Annotated in this window: 20 protein-coding genes; 11 read left to right on the top strand and 9 right to left on the bottom strand. The window is 71.5% G+C overall.

Going from position 1 to position 21126, the window contains the following annotated elements; translation table 11 throughout:
* Positions 1-307 precede the first annotated feature (307 nt).
* The 3 genes from ABD912_RS18805 (at position 308) to ABD912_RS18795 (ending at position 2587) form a co-directional block, all read left to right on the top strand.
* The gene (locus tag ABD912_RS18805; RefSeq protein WP_345153276.1) at positions 308-1276 is read left to right on the top strand and encodes an HNH endonuclease family protein; all 969 of its coding nucleotides are present in this window, start codon (positions 308-310) and stop codon (positions 1274-1276) included.
* A 145-nt stretch (positions 1277-1421) separates the two neighbouring features.
* On the top strand, positions 1422-2120 hold the full coding sequence (locus tag ABD912_RS18800) for a dienelactone hydrolase family protein (RefSeq protein ID WP_345153275.1): 699 nt from the start codon (positions 1422-1424) through the stop codon (positions 2118-2120).
* 38 nt (positions 2121-2158) lie between these two features.
* Positions 2159-2587 (top strand): universal stress protein, encoded by a 429-nt coding sequence (locus ABD912_RS18795; RefSeq protein ID WP_345153273.1) that lies wholly within the window; start codon positions 2159-2161, stop codon positions 2585-2587.
* A 95-nt stretch (positions 2588-2682) separates the two neighbouring features.
* Here the strand turns inward: ABD912_RS18795 and ABD912_RS18790 are convergent, their stop codons facing one another.
* Together ABD912_RS18790 and ABD912_RS18785 are read right to left on the bottom strand one after the other, a co-directional pair.
* A complete protein-coding gene (locus tag ABD912_RS18790) occupies positions 2683-3888 on the bottom strand; it encodes an MFS transporter (RefSeq protein ID WP_345153271.1) in 1206 nt (401 codons plus the stop codon).
* An 82-nt stretch (positions 3889-3970) separates the two neighbouring features.
* Positions 3971-4360, bottom strand: a complete 390-nt coding sequence (locus ABD912_RS18785; RefSeq protein WP_345153269.1) for a DUF5997 family protein — start codon at positions 4358-4360, stop codon at positions 3971-3973.
* Between the two features lie 62 nt (positions 4361-4422).
* Here ABD912_RS18785 and ABD912_RS18780 point away from each other — a divergent pair, with 62 nt between their 5' ends.
* Entirely contained in the window at positions 4423-5166 is a 744-nt protein-coding gene (locus tag ABD912_RS18780) for a substrate-binding domain-containing protein (RefSeq protein WP_345153267.1), read from the top strand.
* Positions 5167-5350: 184 nt separating this feature from the next.
* Here the strand turns inward: ABD912_RS18780 and ABD912_RS18775 are convergent, their stop codons facing one another.
* A complete protein-coding gene (locus ABD912_RS18775; protein WP_345153264.1) occupies positions 5351-5797 on the bottom strand; it encodes an SRPBCC family protein in 447 nt (148 codons plus the stop codon).
* A gap of 158 nt (positions 5798-5955) precedes the next feature.
* On the opposite strand from ABD912_RS18775, the gene ABD912_RS18770 reads away from it, so the two are divergent.
* From ABD912_RS18770 to ABD912_RS18755, 4 genes are all read left to right on the top strand, one after another.
* Positions 5956-7281: a carboxylate--amine ligase gene (locus ABD912_RS18770; protein WP_345153263.1), complete on the top strand. Its 1326-nt coding sequence runs from the start codon at positions 5956-5958 to the stop codon at positions 7279-7281.
* A 132-nt stretch (positions 7282-7413) separates the two neighbouring features.
* The gene (locus ABD912_RS18765) at positions 7414-8217 is read left to right on the top strand and encodes an enoyl-CoA hydratase/isomerase family protein (protein ID WP_345153262.1); all 804 of its coding nucleotides are present in this window, start codon (positions 7414-7416) and stop codon (positions 8215-8217) included.
* Between the two features lie 138 nt (positions 8218-8355).
* Complete coding sequence (locus tag ABD912_RS18760; RefSeq protein WP_345153261.1) at positions 8356-9276, top strand: carbohydrate kinase family protein; 921 nt, start codon at positions 8356-8358, stop codon at positions 9274-9276.
* A gap of 58 nt (positions 9277-9334) precedes the next feature.
* On the top strand, positions 9335-10135 hold the full coding sequence (locus ABD912_RS18755) for an HAD family hydrolase (protein ID WP_345153260.1): 801 nt from the start codon (positions 9335-9337) through the stop codon (positions 10133-10135).
* Between the two features lie 85 nt (positions 10136-10220).
* Here the strand turns inward: ABD912_RS18755 and ABD912_RS18750 are convergent, their stop codons facing one another.
* The gene (locus tag ABD912_RS18750) at positions 10221-10937 is read right to left on the bottom strand and encodes a nitrilase-related carbon-nitrogen hydrolase (RefSeq protein ID WP_345153258.1); all 717 of its coding nucleotides are present in this window, start codon (positions 10935-10937) and stop codon (positions 10221-10223) included.
* 83 nt (positions 10938-11020) lie between these two features.
* Here ABD912_RS18750 and ABD912_RS18745 point away from each other — a divergent pair, with 83 nt between their 5' ends.
* The gene (locus ABD912_RS18745) at positions 11021-11845 is read left to right on the top strand and encodes a glycerophosphodiester phosphodiesterase (protein WP_345153256.1); all 825 of its coding nucleotides are present in this window, start codon (positions 11021-11023) and stop codon (positions 11843-11845) included.
* Positions 11846-11941: 96 nt separating this feature from the next.
* Here ABD912_RS18745 and ABD912_RS18740 read toward each other — a convergent pair whose 3' ends face one another.
* From ABD912_RS18740 to thiM, 5 genes are all read right to left on the bottom strand, one after another.
* Complete coding sequence (locus tag ABD912_RS18740) at positions 11942-12940, bottom strand: hypothetical protein (RefSeq protein ID WP_345153254.1); 999 nt, start codon at positions 12938-12940, stop codon at positions 11942-11944.
* A gap of 197 nt (positions 12941-13137) precedes the next feature.
* Positions 13138-14457, bottom strand: coding sequence for a uracil-xanthine permease family protein (locus ABD912_RS18735; RefSeq protein ID WP_345153252.1), 1320 nt, complete (start codon positions 14455-14457; stop codon positions 13138-13140).
* Between the two features lie 302 nt (positions 14458-14759).
* The gene (thiD, locus tag ABD912_RS18730) at positions 14760-16355 is read right to left on the bottom strand and encodes a bifunctional hydroxymethylpyrimidine kinase/phosphomethylpyrimidine kinase (RefSeq protein WP_345153250.1); all 1596 of its coding nucleotides are present in this window, start codon (positions 16353-16355) and stop codon (positions 14760-14762) included.
* A complete protein-coding gene (gene thiE / locus ABD912_RS18725; protein WP_345153249.1) occupies positions 16352-17023 on the bottom strand; it encodes a thiamine phosphate synthase in 672 nt (223 codons plus the stop codon). Before thiE ends, thiD begins: the two co-directional genes overlap by 4 nt.
* Positions 17020-17859 (bottom strand): hydroxyethylthiazole kinase, encoded by an 840-nt coding sequence (thiM, locus tag ABD912_RS18720; RefSeq protein WP_425548108.1) that lies wholly within the window; start codon positions 17857-17859, stop codon positions 17020-17022. Before thiM ends, thiE begins: the two co-directional genes overlap by 4 nt.
* A gap of 360 nt (positions 17860-18219) precedes the next feature.
* Between thiM and ABD912_RS18715 the strand changes: the two genes are divergently transcribed.
* Together ABD912_RS18715 and ABD912_RS18710 are read left to right on the top strand one after the other, a co-directional pair.
* Positions 18220-19182, top strand: a complete 963-nt coding sequence (locus tag ABD912_RS18715) for a type IV toxin-antitoxin system AbiEi family antitoxin domain-containing protein (protein WP_345153247.1) — start codon at positions 18220-18222, stop codon at positions 19180-19182.
* A 198-nt stretch (positions 19183-19380) separates the two neighbouring features.
* Positions 19381-20838, top strand: a complete 1458-nt coding sequence (locus ABD912_RS18710) for an aldehyde dehydrogenase family protein (protein ID WP_345153245.1) — start codon at positions 19381-19383, stop codon at positions 20836-20838.
* Positions 20839-21126: the final 288 nt, after the last annotated feature.

Genomic DNA, 21126 nt, shown 5'->3' with positions numbered 1-21126 from the left:
GCCGACGTCGAAACCCGCAGGACACGCCCCAACGCGGGTCCTTTCAACCATCATCCCACGAGGATCGGCACCGGGTCAGGGGAAGTAGGGCGCGGCCGGGTCCGGAGGACCAGACGGCAGGGGCGGGCGCCGCCCTGCCCTGCCCGAAGAAGCCCCAGCCGGTTCCCGGCCATCCAGCCGCCCCGGCAATCCGGAACATCCGCCTGACCAGTCCCTCTTGCCTGTAGCGTGGGCCTCTGGTCCGGCCTGCAGGCAAGAGAATGCCCAGGATTCCGGCCCAGGGAAGAACAGCAGGGGGAGAAGCACCATGGGACGGAACGGCGTAAAAGCCCGTCTGATCGCCGCCGCCGCGGCACTGGCCGCGGTGGCGGGCCTGACCGCGGGAGGAGCGGGGCCCGCCGTCGGCGCCGCGTGGTCCGCGCACCCCGTGACGGCGGCACCCGTGGGGGTTCCGGCCGTGGCGATTCCGGCCGCCACCGGCAGTTCGGCGGTGCGTCCGGGACCGAAGCTCAACGGGCCCAAGGCCACCTCGGTGCTGAAGTCCCTGAAGGTCAAGGGCAAGGCCGCCGGGACCGGCTACAGCCGCAACGCCAAGTTCGGCAACGGCTGGAAGGACTTCGACGGCGACAAGTGCAACGAGCGCCAGGACACCCTCTCCCGCGACATGTCCAAGGTGAGGTTCTCCGACACGAAGAAGTGTTGGGTGGCCTCCGGCACGCTCCACGACCGCTACACCGGCCGGACCATCCGCTGGCGGACCGGCACCGGGTCGGTGGACATCGACCACGTGGTCGCCCTGCAGAACGCCTGGATCTCCGGCGCCCAGCAGCTCTCCAAGGCACAGAGACTGAAGCTGGCCAACGACCCGCTGAATCTGGTTGCGGCGGACTCCTCCGCGAACCGGGCCAAGGGCTCGTCCAACGCCGCCGAATGGCTGCCCAAGAACAAGGCCTTCCGCTGCCAATACGTGGCCACCCAGATCAGCGTCAAACGGAAATACGCGCTGTCCGTCACCGGGGCGGAGAAGGTCGCGATGTCCCGGGTGCTGGCCTCCTGCCCCAACCAGAAGGCCGCCAAGGTCACCCCGATCAAGCCGGCCAGCAAGACCTCTACGGCCACCCCGGGCGGCTCCACGTCCGGGACCGTCTCCGGAACCGTCACCCCCGGGGCCTTCTGCAAGGCCGCCGACAAGGGCAAGAAGGGCCGCTCCGCATCGGGTGTGGCCTACACCTGCAAGACCAGCAGCACGGAAAACCGCCTGCGCTGGCGCCGGTAGCCTTCGGGGCCCCGCGCGCTAGCGTCGTCGGCGCCTCCCCACCCTCGCTTCGCTCGGCCGGGGCCCCTCGGCCCCTAGACTTGCCTACGGAAAACCCGTACGTCCGGAAGCAGACGCGGACGCAGTCACCCAGGAGGGTACGACCATGCCGTTGAAGACCCCGCACCAGAACGTCACCTTCCCCTCGGCCGAAGGGGAAGCCCACGGCTATTTGGCGCTGCCCGAATCCGGTTCCGGCCCGGGCGTGATCGTCGTCCAGGAGTGGTGGGGGATCGCGGACCACATCCGCGACGTCGCCGACCGCCTGGCCGCGCAGGGCTTCGTCGCGCTGGCCCCGGACCTCTTCGGCGGCTGGATCACGCACGATGGCGCGGAGGCCGCCAAGATGATGTCCCAGCTGCCCGCGGAGGAGGGCGCCCGCCTGCTGGCCGGTGCCGTGGACTACCTGCTGGGGCTGGATGCCGTCACCAGCGAACGGCTCGGCACCATCGGGTTCTGCATGGGCGGCGGCTTTGTGCTGGCGCTCGCCGAGCAGCAGGGGGACAAGCTCGCCGCGGCGGTGCCGTTCTACGGCGTCGGACAGGCCGTTCCCAACTCGTTCACCCACGTCAAGGCGGCCATCCAGGGCCACTACGGTGAGCATGACAGGGGCTACCCGGTCGCCGAGGCGCGCAAGCAGGAGCGGCAGATCCGCCGCGAGTCCGGCGCCGAGGTCGAGTACTTCTACTACGATGCCGGGCATGCGTTCCACAACGATGAAAATCCGGCGGGCAACTACAAGCCCGAGGCTGCGAAGCTGGCGTGGGAACGCGCGGTAGCGTTCCTCAAGGACAAGGTCAAGTAATCGCGGACCCGTCCGCACCACCAACACAGGAGGCAACCATGGCAGGAACCGTGCTCGTCGGGGTCGACGGCAGCGAAACCGCCCAGAAGGCCGCGCGGCGCGCGGCAAGCATCGCCCAGGGGCTCGGCGTGGGGCTGGCGGTCGTGACCGCCCACGCGACCGGCAACACGGAGGTCGTGCGCATCGGCAACGACACGTGGGTCATGGACGACGCCGAGCAGGCGCTCAAGCTCGCGGAACACTCCGCCGAGCGGCTGCGCCAGGACTTCCCGGGGCTGGACATCACCGCGGTCGCCTCCAAGGGCAAGCCGCAGGAGGCGCTGGTCGAGGAGGCCGAGCGCGCCGGCGCCCAGATGATCGTGGTCGGAAACGTCGGCATGAAGGGCTTGGGTCGCGTGCTCGGCAGCGTCGCCAGCTCGGTGGCGCACAACGCCCCCTGCGACGTCCTGATCGTCAAGACCTCCTAGCCGCGCGCGGCACGACGGCGGGGGCCGGTTCCGCACGGAACCGGCCCCCGCCGTCGTGCTCTGCTCATGCAGACCGGGGCTCATGCAGGCAGGGCTCAGGCGGACAGGGCCGCCACCGGAAGGTGCTTGCGCGAATTCAGGGCGACGCTGGCCACCGAGGCCAGGCACAGCAGCAGCGCGACGATGACCAGGGACAGCGTCGGAAACCACTGCGCGAAGAACGCAATGACGGTCGGGGCCAGGAATCCGATGTAGGCCAGGGTGTAGTAGTACCCGGTCAGGGCGCCGAGCTCGGCGGGCGGGGCGAGGCGCTGGGTTTCGAGCAGGCCCGAGACCAGCATCAGCCCGTACCCCGCGCCCAGCACCGTGGAGGCGAGCAGCGCGAGCCACGGATTCAGCGCCAGTCCAGCCACCAGCGCCAGCACCAGGCCGGCAACGGAGGTGCCCAGGGCGGTGAGGATGGCCCGGGCGGAGCCGGGATCGTCCACGCGGCGGGCTAGCGGCTGGATCAGCACGCCGGCGCCGAGTGTCAGGGCCACCGCGGCCGTGGTGTAGAGCAGGCGGGCGTCGCCGAGGTTGGTCAGCAGCGCCGGGACCACCGCGAAGCCGATGGTCCCGGAACCGAACGCCCACGGCGCCGCCGGGGCGATCACCCGGCGGAACCGCGGATGCGCCCCGGAGGGGGCGACCAGCCGGGCGCGCAGCCCGACGCGTTCGCCGCGGGCGCGGGTCTCCGGCAGGCGCAGCGCGATCAGAACCATCGGGATGCACAGCGCAATGTGCACCAGGTAGGGCAGCGTCTCCGGGGCGGGCGCCCAGTTCGCGAGCAGGCCGGCGGCCACGGGGCCGAGCCAGAAGCCGCCCGCGGAGAACAGGGCGGCCCGCCGGGCCCCCGCCCCGATCTGGGCGTGTTCCTCCCACGGAGGCTGCGAGAGTTCCTTGATCCAGCTGGTGGTGGCGGCCATCGCCATGCCGGTCGCTACGCCGGCCAGCAGGCGGCCGGCGTACAGCGGGAGCGGGCTGAGGGTACCGAAGAGCATCGCGGCGCTGGCCACGACGGACAGGGCAATGGCCCACAGCGCGATTCGCTTGCGCCCGGCGGCGTCGGAGAACGGGCCGCCGAGCAGCAGGGCGGGGACCAGGCCCGCCACGTAGATGCCGAGCATCCCGGTCACGGCGAGCTCGGAGAAGCCGTAGTCCTGCCGGTACAGCGCCAGCAGGGAGGCGAACTGGTTGGCTCCCCAACCCACCAGGGTCAGGGACAGGGCGGCGGGCAGCCACAGGCGGTGCGGGTGGAGCATGGGCCACAGTCTCTCCCATGCCCCGGCCCGGCGCCGAATCGGCCGCGGCGGTGTTGCGCCCGCCGGGCTGCGCCTTCGCTGGCTATGCCTTGGGCTGCTTCTCCTTGGCCTGCTGGTCCTTGACGCGCTTCTCCTCAACGCGGACCGCGGCCATGGAGGCGCGCTCGGCCTGCAGCCACTCCGGACGGTCGGCCATCAGGGCTTCGATCTCCGCAGTGGTCAGCGCCTCGGTGATGCCCCCGCGGGCCAGCCCGGAAATGGAGACGTTCAGCTTCTGGGCCACCACGGGGCGCGGGTGCGGGCCGTTCTCGCGCAGGTCCTGCAGCCACTGCGGCGGGTTGGTCAGCAGCTCGTTGAGGGCGTCGCGGGACACCGGGTTTTCCTGGAACTCCGCAGGCGCGGCGGGAAGGTAGATGCCGAGCTTCTTGGCGGCCGTCGCCGGCTTCATGGTCTGCGGGGTCTTCTGCGTCATGCCTTCAAGCGTACCGGTAGCCGCTTGGGCGGCCCGACCCTCCCGGCCGGTAGGCTGGGACGGTGGCAAGACTCAAGATCGCCTTTGTCCCGGGCGTCACGCCGGGCAAATGGCTGGACCGTTGGCGCGACCGCTATCCGGAGCGCCCCTTGGAGGCCTCCGTGTACGAGGGAGAGGATCCGCTGGGGCTGATCGCTTCCGGCGACGCGGACATGGTGTTCGTGCGCTTCCCCGACGGCGCCTCCCCCGCCAACGCGGCCACCCACGTGATCCCCCTCTACGAGGAGCTCCCGGTGGTCTGCGCGCCCAAGGAGCACGACGTCGAGCTCTACGACGACGCCGTTCCGCTGGCGGACCTGGCCGATGCCTCTTTCCTGGACCTGGCCGACTACGCGGAGGCCGGCGGCGCGAAGATGGCGCTGGAGGTGGTCGGCGCCGGTGCCGGCCTGCTGGTGGTCCCGATGTCGGTGGCCCGCCTGTACCAGCGCAAGGATGTCGTCTACCGGGTCCTGGAGGGGGCGCCGAGCACCCGCATCGGCCTGGCGTGGGCCAGGCCGCAGGGGGACGACCCGGAGAACCCGGAGATCGAGGAGTTCATCGGGATCGTCCGCGGGCGTGCCGCCAACTCCTCGCGCCAGCCCTCCGTGCAGGAGCGCCAGCAGGTCGATGCCGCCGCGGCGCGGAAAAAGCGCCAGGCCTCCGATGCCAAAACCAGCCAGAAGTCCCAGAAACCGGGCGCGAAGGGTTCCCGAGGCAAGCCGGGCAAGCCCGGGAAGTCCGGCGGCGCCAAGCGCGGAAAGCGCTGACCGCCCCCGCCCGGCGCGCTTTCGCCAAAGCTTCCTGCTCCGCTCCTGCGTTTCACCAAAGGTAGATGCGGGATTGGAGGGGCAAAGGCGACATCAACCTTTGGCGAAACGCAGGGGGTGGGCGGTTTCCTTGGGCGAAATTGCCGCCGCTCCTTGACCCCGCCGCGTCTTCTGGCCGCCGCTGCTACCCGGCGGCTCCGCCGAACTCCAGCACGATGGCCAGCCGGCGCAGGTCCTTCACCATCTCCCGCCGCAGCGCCCGGCCCTTCGCCGCGGCGGTGAGCCGGGCCAGCCCGCGCGGATGCCCCGTGGTGCGCAGCACCAGCCGGGTGGCCTCGGGCCCCTCGCCCTCCCACAGGTACGTGGTCTCCAGCGGAAACGGGGTCCCGGTGCGCACCACCAGCCGCCGGCCCGGATCGTGCGCGATGACCTGGTAGGTGCAGGCCCGCGTCCTGCCCAGGATCCGTCCCCCCACCTCGAAGAGGGATCCGGCCGCCATCCGGCCCGGGCTGATGTTGCGGACGGTGGCCAACCCGTTGCGCCAGCGCGGATCGTTCTCCGGGTCGGCGCAGAAGGCCGCGACCTCCGCCCGCGGCCGCCGCACCACTGTCTCTGCCTTGACCTCGAACATGCGCCTGCTTCCCGGTGCGCCCCCGGCGGGGCGCATCATCCACGCCGCATCATGCCCCAGCCCACGGCCCGGCACAAACCGCAAGACAAACCGGAACGGAACGGCGCCGCCCGGCCCGGCCACCCGGCGTCGTGCCCAAAACCGGTAATTTGGGATACATGCGTGTTCCCGAGACCCAACCCTTCGTGCCCGTCATTCTTGGCGGCGACATCGGAACCTACTCCCTGGCGCGGGAATTCCACGAGGCGTACGGCGCCGTCAGCGTCGCCGTCCCGGCCGCGTCCAACGGCGTGCTGGAGCACTCCGTGGCCATCAACGTGCGCCCCGCCGGCACCATGGTGGACGACGACGCCGTGGTCGCCCACCTGCAGGAGATCGCCCGCGAACTGACGGCCGACGGCGCCAACCCGCGCCCGCTGCTGCTCTGCGGCTCGCTGGACCTGCAGGTCATGCTGCTGGCCCGCCGCCGCGCGGACCTGGAGCAGTGGTACACGATCCCCTACGTGCCCCTGGAAAAGATGGAGCAGGCGGCGCTGAAGCAGAACTTCTACGCCCTGTGCACGGAGCTGGGGGTGCCCCACCCGCGGACCCTGGCCGTGGACATGGCCGCCTACGCGGCCGGCGGCTGGCAGATGCCCGAGGACCTCCCGTTCCCGCTGATCGGCAAGCCGGCGGACAGTTCCGCCTGGGTGCACGCCAAGTTCCCCGGCAAGCAGAAGATCCACACGCTCACCGACCGCTCCGACCTCGCGGACCTGCTGGGCCGGATCTCCGGCTCCAACTACCGCGAGGCGTTCATCCTGCAGGAACTGGTGCCCGGCGGCGACACCAACATGCGCCTGTGCACCTTCTTCAGCGGCGGGGACGGCAAGGTCCGCTTCGCCGCCTACGGCGAGGTGGTGGTGGAGGAACACGCGCCGCTGGTGCTGGGCAACTCCGCGGGCATCGTCACCGCGGTGGATCCGGATGTGATCGCGCAGGGCCGGCGCATCCTGGACCACCTGGGGTGGACCGGGTTCGGGATGTTCGACGCGAAGCTGGACCCGCGCGACGGCGTCGTGAAGTTCTTCGAACTGAACCCCCGGCTGGGCCGCAACCACTACTACCTCACCGCCGCCGGCAGCAACGCGGCGCGGTTCTACGTGCGCGAATACCTCGGCGAGGAGTACGACGCCGGCGCGCGGCCGAACCGGGCCGCCCCCTCGGGCGCGTGGCTGAGCCAGGGCCTGGCGGGGGCGGAGGGGCTGGAGGGGATCGAGGTGCTGCGCACCGAGTGGCTGTACACGGTGCTGCCGCTGCCGCTGCTGCGCCGGCACGCCCGCGGCCCGGTGGGATCCAAGGCGCTGCGCCTGATCACGGAGAAGAAGGTCTCCAACCCGCTGCTCTACAAGGCCGAACGCCACCCGCGCCGGCTGCTGTACCTGGCCCTGACCTTGCTGAACCAGTTCCGCAAGTTCCGCCAGTTCCCGCCCCGGCGGGCCTGACCGGTCCGCCTGCCTGATCAGTCCACCGGGCGGCACCACCACCCCGGGCAGGCGCGCCGCCGTGGTCCGTGCCGCATCGGTGGCATGCTGGTGCGCAGAACCTCCGAATTTCCGATCCGCAAAGGAGCCGACATGGACTGGGGCACGTACAAGACCCTGCGCGTGGAACAGGACGGGGACGTGCTGCTGGTGACGGTGGACCGCCCGGCCGCCCTCAACGCGCTCGCCGGCCAGGTCGTGGATGACCTCTGGGACCTCACCGGGGTGCTGGCCGGGCTCGCCGAGGGCTGGCCGGTGCGTGGCGTCGTGCTGACCGGGGCGGGGGAAAAGTCCTTCGTGGCCGGGGCGGACATCGTGGAGATGTCCGCGATGGACCCGGACGCGGCCGAGGCCTACGGGCGGCGGATGCACCAGGTGACCCTGCGGCTGGAGGCGCTGCCGGTGCCGGTCATCGCCGCGGTGAACGGCTTCGCGCTCGGCGGCGGCTGCGAACTGGCCCTGGCCTGCGACTTCATCTACGCGTCCGCGAACGCCAGCTTCGGACAGCCGGAGGTCGCCTTGGGCCTGGTTCCCGGGTTCGGCGGGTCCGTCCGCCTCCAGCGCCGCGTCGGGATCGGCATGGCCCGCGAACTGATCTACACCGGACGGCGCATCACGGCCGCCGAGGCGCACCGGATCGGCCTGGTCAATGCCGTCTTTGCCGACGTGCCGGCGCTGCTGGACGGCGCCAGGGCGACCCTCGCCGAGATCGCCGGAAAGGCCCCGACCGCCGTCGCCAACGCCAAGCGGGCCCTGAACTCCATTGCCGACCTGGGCCTGGAGGACGGGCTTGACGAAGAGGTGCGCAGCTTCCGCGAGGCCTTCGGAACCGAGGACAGCATGGTGGGCCGGCAGGCGTTCGTCGCGAAGCAGACGCCGGTTTTCCCGGGCCGCTGAACCCCGCCGGGGACCCACCAAAATTCCGCGGCCTTTCGCCGGTCTTGCGTGGTGGGAGGGACCTTGGGGCATGGATGCCCGCCTCCTAGGGGGTATATTTGGCGCAACCGCGTCAACGCCTAGGTAAAGGTTTGTGGAGTGCTGGCAGTCATTGGTGAAGCCCTTGTGGATGTAATCTCGGGCGGCATTTCAGCACCCGAAACCTATGTGGGCGGCAGCCCGATGAACGTGGCAGTGGGCCTGGCCCGGCTGGGCCACCCGGTGACCTTCGTCGGCCGGTACGGCGATGACGAATACGGCCGGATGATCCACGAACACCTGCGCTCCAACGGCGTCCTTGAGGTCCTGGCCCCGGACTCCCACCCCACCAGCACCGCCCGCGGACACCTCGATCCGGTCGGCGCGGCCACCTACGAGTTCGACCTGGTCTGGGACCTGTCAGGGTTCGGCGCAGTGCGCGGGCGTGCCCTCGACGACGCCCAACTGGTCCACACCGGCTCCATCGCGGCGATCCTCGAACCCGGGGCGAGCACCGTCCTCGACGCCGTGCGCCGTGCCCGTCCGCACGCCACCATCGCCTTCGACCCGAACATCCGCCCGGCCTTCATGAGCGACCATGACGCGGCGGTCGCGCAGGTCGAACGCTTCGTCGAGCTCAGCGACGTGGTGCGGGCCAGCGACAGCGACCTCGAGTGGCTCTACCCGGAGCGCACGGTCGAGGAGAGCGCGCGGGCCTGGCTGGACCTGGGGCCGGCCATGGTCGTGGCGACGTACGGCTCCCGCGGCCCTTGGGGCCTGGTGGCCAGCGGCCCCGCCCGCGCCGAGGCGCCGGTCGTCGACGTGGTTGACACCGTGGGAGCGGGAGATTCCTTTATGGCCGCGCTGCTCTCCGCGCTGGTGGACCGTGAACTGGTCGGTGCCGCGCGGCGCGAGGAACTGCACCGGTTGAGTTCCGGCCAACTGGCCGAGATCCTCGCCCACGCCGCCCGTGCCGCAGCGGTGACGGTTTCCCGTGCGGGGGCCAACCCGCCCTCCCGCCACGAGATCCCCGACCAGTAGCAGGCCCCCGGGGCACGGCTCCCGGGTGGTTTTCAGCGGACCCCCGTACAATTCAGGGGTGCGATTGATTGCGAGCGACCTCGACGGGACCGTCATTCGTGCGGACGGGACCATCTCCGACCGCACGGTGAAGGCGTTCCGTGCCGCCCGCGAATCCGGGATCGAAGTGGTCTTCGTGACCGGCCGGCCGTTCCGCTGGCTGGAGTCCGTCCGCGCGGCCTTCGGGCACCTCGGCACCGTGATCTGCTCCAACGGGGCCCTGGTCTACGACCTCGAGGCCGGCCGGATCCTCAAGTCGCAGACCGTCGACATCGCCGCGCTCCAGGAGGTCCGCCGGATCATCCTCGAGCTTGAGCCCGGTGCCCGCTTCGCCGCCGAAACCCTGCACGGCCTCCACCTGGAATCCGATTTCCTGCGCGACCCGGAGGGCCCGCTGATCGACTCTGTGGTCCCCGGCCCGCTGGACCACCGGCTGCTGCGCACCGAGGGCGTGGTGAAGTTCCTGGCCAAGTCCCACATCCTGACCCCTGACGAGTTCTTCCGGGAGGTCACCCCTGCCGTGGGCAGCCTGCTCTCGGTAACGCATTCCACCAACAACGTCTCGCTGCTGGAGATGGCCCATCCGGGGGTCAACAAGTCCGTGGCGCTGGAGGCGTACGCCGCCGAACTGGGCATCGCGGCCGAGGATGTCGCCGCCTTCGGGGACATGCCCAACGACGTCGAGATGCTGGCCTGGGCCGGCCGCGGCTACGCGATGGGTTCGGGCCACCCGCTCGCCCTGGCGGCGGCCTTCGCGGTGGCCCGCAGCGTGGAGGAGGACGGCGTCGCCCGGATCATCGAGGAGCTGCTCGGCATCTAGCCGGAGCGCTCCCGAGGCGGCCCCCACGACGCTTATGGCCTTCAGGCGCCGGCGGGCCTCCCGGCGCCGTCACGAACCGGTGCCGTCACGAACCGCGGCCGCGGGATGCACCGGCCTCACCGGCGACGCCGTCCTGCTGCCCCAGCCCGTCCTGCCAGGCGGACCAGCCGGCAAACCGGAGGGGCAACGGGTTCAGCAGGGGTTCGGGGAGGGGCCCCGCCTGCGGAAACGGGACGCCCGTGCGCGTCGGGGCCCACGCGCCCGCCGCCTCGAGGGGCTCCAGCACGGTGGCGGCCGGAAGCAGCCTCAAAACCATCCGCGCGCCGGACCTGGCCCAGTGGCTGCGCAGTTCGGGGATATGCGCATCCTCGCCCACGGACAGCGCCCAGGTCCCCGCTTCCGGATGCCGGGCCGGGTGCAGCAGTCCCCGCATGTCCACCGGCGGGGGAGGCCCGTCCCAGCCGGAGAAGCCCGCGTCCAGTTGCGCGGCGGACGGCCGCACCTTGCGCACGTGGGCCACCAGGGACCCCCGCGCGTTCCACATGCTTGCCGAGACATACGTCAGGTCACCGTCCTGCTCCGGCGTGGAGGCAGCCAAGGCGATACATTCCTTCTTGGCAATATAGGCCAGCTGCGCGCGCAGCCAGCCGCCCGGCGTCGTGCTGGACGCAGAGCAGAACAGTTCCGGGGTGGCCAGCAGCGTGGATCCCCTGGCGGCCGCGGCGGCCGCCCAGCCCCGGAGGGTGGCCAGGTTCTCCGCCGGGTCCGGGGAGGGCAGGCCGCGGGCGAGCACGGGATCCATGGAGGCATCTCCTTGCAGCGTTGACATACTCCCCGCCCTAACGGACGGGACCTATTTCGCGCAATCTCGGTAAAATCGGGAGGGTGAACGGCGCGCGCGATCGCGGGGCCATGTACCTGCACGATCATACCGACGGCGGTGTACCGGCCGGACGGCCGTTGGCGTTCGCCCACCGCGGCTTCGCCCCGGACGGCGACGAAAACACGATGGCCGCGTTCCGCGCCGCCGTCGGCCTGGGGTACCGCTACCTCGAAACGGACGTCCGCACCACCCGGGACGGCGTCCTGGTGGTTTTCCACGACGAGCGCGTGGACCGGGTCACGGACGGCATCGGGCGGATCGCCGACCAGACCTACGCCGAGCTGCGCCGGTTGCGCGTTGCCGGACGCGGGTCCATTCCGACGTTCGCGGAACTGCTAGACGAATGGCCGGACATCCGCCTGAACGTGGACGTCAAGGATTTCGCGGGGGCCGAACTGCTGGCCCGGCACATCGATGCCGCGGGAGCGCACGAGAGGGTGCTGGTGAGCTCCTTCTCCGCGCGCCGGCTCGCTGCCGCCCGGCGGGCGCTGGCCCGGCCGACCGCCTTGGGCGCATCCGTCTCCACGGTAGCCCTGGCGACGCTGCTGGGCCCGGTGGGGCTGACGGGCGGGATCGGCCCGCTGCTGCGTGCCACCGATGCGCTCCAGGTGCCGGAGCGCAAGGGCCCGGTTCCCGTGGTCACGGCGGGTTTCCTGCGCCGGGCGCACCGGCGCGGGCTGCACGTGCACGTCTGGGTGGTCAACGACCCGGACCAGATGCGCAGGCTGCTGGATTTGGGCGTCGACGGCCTGATGGCGGACCGGGCGGACCTGCTGGCCCAGGTCATGGCCGAGCGCGGGCACTGGCCGCAGCGGCCGCCCCGCTAGGGACCGGCTGCCGGGCTAGGAGCCGGCCACTCGGGGTCCGGTCCTGCCCCGATCCAGCCCGGACCTGATCCGGCCCGACCCTAGTCAAGTCCCGCCTTAATCAAGCCCCGGCCGGACCAGCCCGGCCAAGGGGGCCAGCGCCTCTGGCGCGTAGCGCTCCACGTCGGCGTCGGAGGCCCCGGAGAGGATGCGCATCCAGATGCCGTGTTCCTGCATCCGCCCCGCGCGCAGGGCCGGCTCCACCAGCGGGCGCAGTTCCTCCACGGTGCCGTACTCGGCCCACTGCTCCAGGTACGCGGCGACGACGCGGCGCACGCGGGCATCCTCGCCGGTGGTGCGGAACAGCTTGCACATTTCCCGCAGCGGCGGGCCCAGCACCGAGAACGGGTGCGCCCAGTAGGCGCCGGAGAGGCTGAGGAAGCGCAGCGGCTCGTCCGGCGCCGCCGGGATGAAGGTGTGGGTCCGGGTCAGCTCATGGTGGACCAGGCTCAGCGGGACCGGTCCGGCGGCCAGCGCCGCGCACATCTCACGGACCGCGCCCAGGCCGCGGTGCAGTTCTTCGGCGTCGCGTTCGGGAAGGTGCAGCGGGTGCTGCGGGGGCATCGAGGCGTGCAGCAGCAGCTGCTCGTCGATGTGGGACGGCAGCCACGCCGGGTCCAGCTGCAGCAGGCCGTGGTCGAAGAGCGTGTCCCCGAACGGCAGCAGTTCGTGCTGGACGCGGGCGAAGTCGCGCACGATCCGCGCCCAGAGCTGGTAGTCGGTCGCCGCGAGAGTGGCCAGCGTGTCGCCGTAATCGGGGGAGAGCATCCAGCCGCGCAGGGGCTCGATCGCCAGCGGCATCACCAGTTGGTCCGGGGCGAGCTTGGCCGCGGTGGCCGTGACGGCGGCCTCGGAGATCTGGCCGGGGTTGTTGGCCTTGAAGTAGAGGCGTCCGTGGTCGGTGTTGACGGTGACGCGCGTGGCCCAGAGCCGGGCCCTGCCGGGTTCAAGCGGGCCGTGCTGGGCGATTTCGTAGGAGTCGAGGACCATCGAGACCCACTCCTGGACCTCGGCCATCCATCCGTCGGTTGCCCATTCCTGGTTCCACTCCGCCACGCCCCCATCCTAAGGCCCGGAGAACCCCGCGGATTTTGCTCGCTTCCGGGCAGTCCCGCCGGGATTTTGCTCGCTTGGAGACGGTGCGGAGCCGAATTGTGCGCGTGACTTGGCCCGAAGACGCAAAACGACGGCGGTGCCCAGGCCTTGTAATCAGCCGGCGGGCGCCGCCGTCGTATGGTGCGTCATCCCGGGGGTCAGCCCAGCTTGGAGGGCGCGGCGCCCTCGTCCTCCGGCGATTCGGTCGGCTCGGTGCCCCGGGCGCGGGCGATGGTGCGCATCAGGTGGAAGACGATCAGGGTGACCGCCGTGCCCATCGCGATGCCGCCGAACTGCAGGCCGCCGAAATCCAGCGGCACGATCAGGGCGATCGCCACGATCAGGCCGGATCCGGCGGTCATCAGGTTGATCGGGTTGGAGAAGTCGACCCTGTTCTGCACCCACAGGCGCGCACCCATGATGCCGATCATGCCGTAGAGCACGATCCCCGCGCCGCCGGAAACGCCCAGCGGGATGGTGTTGATCAGCGCGCCGAACTTCGGCAGGAACGCCAGCAGGATCGCCACGGTTCCGGCGACCCAATAGGCCGCCGTGGAGTACACGCGGGAGGAGGCCATGACGCCGATGTTCTCCGCGTACGTGGTGGTGCCGGAGCCGCCGCCGGCACCCGCGAGGATGGTGGCGGCGCCGTCGGCCATCAGGGCGCGGCCGTTGACGTGGTCAAGGTCCCGGCGGGTCATCAGTGCCACGGTCTTGACGTGGCCGATGTTCTCGGCGATCAGCACGAACACCACGGGCAGGAACAGCGGCAGCACGTCCGCGTGGAAGGTCGGCAGGGTGAAGGTCGGGGCGCCCAGCCAGCCGGCCTCGAAGACCGGGGCGAAGTCCACCTGGCCCTGCGCCAGCGCCACCAGGTAGCCCACCACGATGCCCACCAGGATGGACAGGCGGCCGAGCAGGCCCTTGAACAGCACGGCGGAGACCACGACGGCGCCCACGGTGGCGAAGGTGGTCAGCGGGACCTCGTGCATGGCCGGCGCCGTCGCGGAGGCCAGGTTCAGGCCGATCAGCGCGACGATGGTGCCCATCACCACCGGCGGCATCAGCGCGTGGATCCAGCCCACGCCGGACTTCTGGACGATCAGGCCCACCACGAACAACGCCACGCCGGTGACCAGGATGCCTCCGAGCGCCCCGGACATGCCGTGGGCGGCGGTGGCGGCGCCGACCGGGGCCAGGAACGCGAAGGAGGATCCGAGGTAGCTGGGCACCCGGCCGGCGGTGATCATCAGGAACAGCAGCGTGCCGAGGCCTGAGAACAGCAGGGTGGTGGTGGCCGGGAAACCGGTCAGGGCGGGGACCAGGACGGTGGCGCCGAACATCGCCATGACGTGCTGGATGCCGACGCCGACGGTTTGCGGCCAGTGCAGCCGCTCGTCGGGGGCGACGACCGTGCCGGGGCGGATCGTCTTGCCGTCGCCGTGGATCTTCCAGCCGAAGCCGAGGGGGTTGCTCATGGAGGCCTTTCGCGAAAGGAAGGGCGCGTCGCGGCGCGCGGGGGACGGGGCGGCCGTCCACGCACCCGGCCAGTACCCGGGGAGCATCCTACTCCGTGCCCCGTCCGTGCGGAGGGGCCGGTGGCGTGGCCCACATCGGCGGGCGCCCCGCTCGGGGGAGCCCGCGCGTTTCGCCGAGGGTTGTTGCGCGCCCCCTGCGTTTCGCCAAAGGTCGTTGCGGGTTTTGGGGTGGGGACCGGCCAACAATCTTTGGCGAAACGCAACCACGACGGCGTTTCCTTCGTCGAAAGGCCGCCGGCCCGCTACAGGTCCGCGGCAACCCCCGCGGATTCCCGCGCCCGCGGGCTGGCCTGCGGGGCGCGCTGGTCGAAGAACTCCAGTTCCCACCGGGAGGACTCGCGGAACGCGGTGCGCATGGCCTCCAGCTCCGCCGGCCGGGCGGTGTCCGCTGCGGCCTGGACCCAGCCGATCGCCCGGCGGGTGGCCTCGTCGAACTCGAGGGAGGAGTACATGGCCAGCCAGTCGGCGTAGGGGTGGTCCGGCCGGTTCGCCGCCGCCAGCCGCGTCCCGATGTCCTGGTAGAGCCAGAAGCAGGGCAGCAGCGCGGCCGCAAGCACCGGGTAGGAGCCGGACGCGGCCGCCGCCTGCAGGTGGTTCAGGTACCCGGTGGTCGTGGCGGACGGCGCCACCGCCGGCAGCGCTCCGTCGGCCAGCTCCAGCCGTCCCTGGTGCAGCGTCAGCTCGCTGACCATGCAGCCGTGGGCGCTTTCGGCCCAGAACCGCTGCGCGGCCAGATCCGGCGCCAGCGCGGAGGCCTGGGAGAGCGTCCGCCCGTACGTCTGCAGGTACAGGGCGTCCTGCGCCAGGTAGTGCTCGAAGTCCGCCCGCGCCAGGGTCCCGTCCCGCAGCTCGCGGATGAAGCCCAGCCCGTCGATGGACGCGCGCAGGTCGGCGATCCCGTCCCACCAGCTGCCCAGGGAGGCCTCTTCGCGGGGCACCCCGCCCCCGGACCACAGCGCCGCGAAGTGGTGCACCGGCCCGTGCCCGCCGCCGACCTCCAGCTGCCCCGACGCCTCCAGCGCCCCGCGCAGCCACGCCTTGGCCAGCACCAGCGCCCGCGCCCAGTCCCCGGTGCGCGCGAACAGCGTCGCCAGGGCGCTGGAGAGCGAGCATCCGGTCCCGTGCGTGTTGGGGGTGTCCACACGCACGCCGGGAACCTCCAGCAGCACCCCGTCCGGTCCCACCAGCGCGTCCGGGCAGTCCTTCCCGGCCAGGTGCCCGCCCTTGGCCAGCACCAGCACGCCGTACCCGGCGGAGAGTTCACGGGCCTGCTCCAGCGCCTCCGCCCAGCCGGTGGCGACCGGCCGGCCGCGCAGTGCGGCCAGTTCGGCGAGGTTCGGGGTGACCAGGTCCGCCAGCGGCAGCAACTGGCGCAGCGCCGCCACGGACCCGGACTCGGAGAGCCGGTCCCCGCTGGTGGCGACCAGCACCGGGTCCAGCACGACGGCGGGCAGCCGCGCGCCGTCGTCGGTCCCGGCGGCAGCGCCGCCCGCGCGCAGCTCCTCCAGCCAGGCGCCCACCGCGTGGACGACCTCCACGTTCGCGAGCATGCCGATCTTCACCGCGTCCAGCCGCACGTCGGCGGCGACGGCCTCGAGCTGCTCCGTCAGGAACGCGGCCGGCGGGACGTGCACGCCGCTGACGCCGCGGGTGTTCTGCGCGGTCAGCGCGGTGATCGCCGCCATCCCGTAGCCGCCGCAGGCGGCGATCGACTTCAGGTCCGCCTGGATGCCGGCGCCCCCGGAGGGATCGGAGCCGGCGATGCTCAGAACATTGGGGACAGCGGGGACGTTCGGGACGCGGGGAGCCTGCGGGCCGGCGCCGGGGAGCCCGCTCATGCGCCGGCCTCCGCCCACTCGCGCACCAGGGACCGGGTGGCCTCGGCCGGATCCGCGGCGGCGCAGATCGCCCGCACCACGGCCATGCCGGCAGCCCCGGAGGCCCGGGCCTCGGCGGCGTCGCCGTGGCCGATCCCGCCGATCGCCACGCACGGCAGCGGAGCCGCTGCGGCGAAGGCGGCGAACCCGGCAAAGCCCAGCGGCTCCGGGTGGTCCTTCTTGGTGGGGGTGGGGCGCACGGCCCCGGTGCCGAGGTAGCTCACGGTGCCTTCCGGGTAGCGGGCCAGGGAGGCCAGGTCCTCCGGGCGGCTGGCGCTGAGCCCCAGGATCGCGTCCGGGCCGATCAGCCCCCGCACCGCGTCCGCCGGCAGGTCCGACTGCCCGATGTGCACCCCGTCCACGGGGGCTCCGGCGGCGCGGGCCGCCAGGTACACGTCCACGCGGTCGTTCACCAGCAGCGCCGCCCGTCCCGCGGTGTGCTGGGCGCAGGCGAGCACGTCGGCGAGGAAGTCCCGGGCGGGAACGTCCTTGCAGCGCAGCTGGACCGTGGTGGCGCCGCCCTCGACGGCCGCGGCCACGATCTGCCACAGCGGCCGCCCGGCCGTGCTGGCCCAGTCCGCGACCAGGTAGACGGACAGGTCGAGGTTTTCGTGCCCGAACCGGTTCACCGGAGCACCGCCTTCGCCGCGAGGTCCTCCGGGGTGGTGGAGGCCAGGGCGTCCAGGAAAGCGGGCGCGAACGTGCCCGGTCCGGAGCTGCGTTCCGCGGCCGCCTCGGAGGCCACCGCGTACATCGCGTGGGCGGCCACGGCCCCGGCGAACGGGTCCCCGGCCGCTGCGGCGAACGCCGCGGTGACGGCGCCCAGGGAGCAGCCCCCGCCGGTGACCTGGGTGAGCAGGGCGCTGCCGCCGTGCACGCGCACGGAGCGTTCGGCGTCGAGCACCAGGTCGACCGGCCCGGACACGGCCACCGTCCCGCCGGTGCGCGCCGCCAGGGCCAGGGCCGCGTCCCGGGCCGACTCGACGTCGTCGGTCGCGTCCACGCCGCGTCCGCCCGCGCCGGTGCCGGCGAGCGCGATCACCTCGGAGGCGTTGCCGCGCACGACGGCGGGCCGCAGTTCGGTGACCAGCCCGGCGAACGCGGTGCGCACGGTGAGCGCCCCGACGGCGACCGGATCCAGGACCCACGGGGTGCCGAGGTCGTTGGCGGCGCGTGCGGCCTCGATCATCGCCGCGCGCTGCTCGCCGTGGGGCGTGCCGAGGTTGATCAGGACGCCGGAGGCGATGCGGGCGAACTCGCCGGCCTCCACCGGCACGTCCACCATGGCCGGGGCCGCCCCCAGCGCCAGCAGGACGTTGGCCGTGAAGTTGGTGACCACCGCGTTGGTCAGGCACTGGACCAGCGGCTGGGTGGTGCGCAGCCGGGCCAGGATTTCGCCCAGGTCCTCCGCGGAAACGGGGCCGGAAACGGGCATGGACAGGTGTGAAGGCGCAATGGAATCCATCAGCGACATCCCTCCGCTAGTGCTAGCTAGATCAGGTGCGTACGGGTCTCATCTCAGTCCGGGCCGTGTGGGCCAGGACACCCCGTGTCACTGTCGGCGAGCCTATCCCGGCGGCGCGCTGCGGCCCAACTCTGTGGCCTCGCGGGTCGTCAGGGGCGGGACCTGTCCCGCCGGGCGGTTCGGCTCCGCGGCTAGGGTCTTTGCTCGCCTGCGCGGGTCTCGAAACCGTCTTGCGCAAATGGCTGGAATCCGCGAGCCATTTCAGCCATATGAGACAGATGGTTTTCCGATCCCGCCGAATCGTGCCTTGGCCTGTGGATAACTGAGGTGCGGGGTGGTTGGACCGCAAGAATGGGTTCCGTGAGGACGCCCAAGCCGTTGCCGGAGGAACTGCGTGGCCGGGAGTTCACCTCGGCCGAGGCGGCGGTGCTCGGGGTGCCGCGCCATCGCCTCCGGGCGGGGGACTTGGAGCGGGTGGCCCACGGAATTTACCGCGAGCGGGCAGCGGAGCTGGACCTCTTTCTCCGGCTGCGAGCCCTCACGCAGGCGCTCCCCGGCGCATGGGTGTCGCACCACACCGCGGGAACGGTCCAAAGGCTCTGGCTGCCCTCCCGCATCGAAAGGGAAGCACTGCTGCACCTGAGCCGCGAACGGGGAACCGCCCCGGTGCGCCGTCCCGGGGTGGTGGGCCACACCTTGATGGTGGCGGACGGCGAGGTGGCCTGCTGGAACGGCTTCGCCCTGACGACCAAGTCCCGGACCTGGCTGGATTTGGCCCGTTACCTGGAACTGGGCGAGTTGGTGGCGATCGGTGACCAGCTGATCAGGATTCCGCGGCGGCGCTTCGAGGGGCGCAGCGACCCCTACGCCACCCGCGAGGGGCTCGCCGAACTGGTCGGCCGGCACCCCAACCTTCCCGGGGTGCGGTTGGCTCGGGCCGCCATCGAACTCATGCGGGTAGGCTCCGACTCCGCCAAGGAAACCGAGCTGCGCTTGGCGATCCTGGCGCACGGCCTTCCGGAACCCCGGCTTCAGGTCCCGCTGGACCCCGCGGACCCGTACTCCTTCACCGCGGACCTGGGATACGAGGAATACCGCCTGGCTCTCCAGTACGACGGTGTCCCGCACCGCTTCTGGCCGCGGAAGGTCAAGGACAACCGGCGCAACGAAGCGTTCGTGGAGGCGGGATGGCGGTCCATGGTGTTCGACTCCAGCGATGCGGCAGAGGGGTTCCGGGGCGCCGTGGCAAGGATCGGGCGGTATTTGGTGACGGCTCGGGAGCGTGGGGCCGTGGAGCCGGGACGTTTCCGTCGATCGGCATGAGAGGGCGGCGCTGCCCGTGCCCGCTCCGCGCAAACGCTCTGGCCCAAATGGCTGTTTCACCACAGGCATTCCAGCCATCTGCGCAAGAGAGATTCGGGTTTCGCTCGGGGCCCGGAGGTGACCCGATAGCGACCCTAAGTCGACCCGGAAGTGACCCGCCGTGACAGCCGCCGCGCGCTGCCAGTAGGGTCTCAACCCATGAGCATCTTCCCGACCGGCGCCGCTTCCGACGAACCCGAACGGCTGCCCGCCGCGGGAGTCGAGACGGGCGGGCCGCTGACGGTGGAAAAGCACATCGAGGAAGTGGCGGCCCACCTGCGCGGCGGCGCCGACTCCCGGCTGGCCCACACCCGCCGGTTCCGCGCCTCCCAGCTGAAGGCGCTGGAGCGGATGATCGACTCCCACCGGCAGGATTTCCTCGACGCGCTGGCCACCGACCTGGGCAAGTCCGCCCTGGAGGCGGGCCTGACGGAGCTGGACCTGTTCCGGGGCGAGATCGACTACGCGCAGCTGTACCTGAGCGAATGGATGGAAGCCAAGCACGTGCGGGTGCCGCTGGCCCTGCAGCCCGCCGTCGCCAAGGTCGAACCGCAGCCGCTGGGGCTGGTGCTCATCATCGGACCGTGGAACTACCCGGTGCTGCTCCTGCTGGCGCCGCTGGTCGCCGCCATCGCCTCCGGCAACTGCGCCGTGCTCAAGCCCTCCGAGCTGGCCCCGGCCTGCTCCGGCCTGGTGGCCAGGCTGCTGCCGCTGTTCCTGGACCAGCGCGCCTATGCAGTCGTCGAAGGGGGGATGGAGGCCTCCAAGGCGCTGCTGGAGCAGCGCTGGGACCATATCTTCTACACCGGCGGGGAGCGTGGCGGCCGGGCCGTGGCCGAGGCCGCCGCCCGCCAGTTGACCCCCACCACCCTGGAGCTGGGCGGCAAGTCCCCGGCGGTCGTCATCGACGGAAGCCACGCCTCGGTCGCCCGGCGCATCGCCTACGGCAAGTTCATGAACGCCGGACAGACGTGCACCGCTCCCGACTACCTGCTGGCCGTCGGCTCCTCCGGAGAGGCCGTGCTCAAGCACCTCTCCAAGGCGATCACCTCCTTCTACGGCAAGGACGCCGCGAAGAGCCGGGACTACGGCCGGATCGTGGACCAGAACCACTTCGACCGGCTCGTTTCCTACCTGGACGAGGGCACCGTGGCCCACGGCGGGGGATTCGATCCCGCAACCCGGTTCATCGAACCGACCATCCTCGTGGACGTCGCTCCGGAGAGCCTGGTGATGCGGGAGGAGATTTTCGGCCCCATCCTGCCGGTCATCCAGGTCAACAGCTTCGACGAGGCGGTGCGCTTCATCAACGCCCGCCCCACCCCGCTGGCCGCGTACCTGTTCAGCGAGAACCCGCGCCTGCAGTCCGCCTTCGAGGACCAGGTGCGCGCCGGCGGGATCGGGCACAACATCTGCAACGCCCACGCGGCCGTGCCGGGGCTGCCGTTCGGCGGCGTGGGGGCCTCCGGCATGGGCTCCTACCACGGCCGGCACGGCTTTGAGCGGCTCAGCCAGATGCGCCCGGTGCTCTCCAAGACCGCGGTGATCGACACCCTGCAGGCGGTCTATCCTCCCTACAACTGGGCCAAGACCAAGATCATCGGGCGCCTGATGTAGCGCGCGGGGCAGGCCCTCTCGTGTCGACTGCGTCGCCACGCAGGGGACCCGGCTGCCCCGCGCTTACCAGGGGAACGGCCCTTTCGTGTCGGCTGCGTCGCCACGCAGGGACCCGGCTGCCTCGCGCTTTGCGGCGGAGGCCCCGCCCTGACCCCGGATTCCGGGGCCGCCGGCCCCGTGTCCAGCGTCACATCGAGCCGGGGAACATCCCCGGGATGTATGCGGTTGTATAGATTGAAAGATCAACCGGAGCCGCCAAATCGGCGCCGGATGAAACCCCGGATGCAC

Source organism: Arthrobacter ginkgonis (assembly GCF_039540195.1).
Taxonomy (GTDB): Bacteria; Actinomycetota; Actinomycetes; order Actinomycetales; family Micrococcaceae; genus Zafaria; species Zafaria ginkgonis.
Note: the sequence above shows the minus strand (reverse complement) of the source record. Positions and strands in the feature narration are given on the sequence as shown.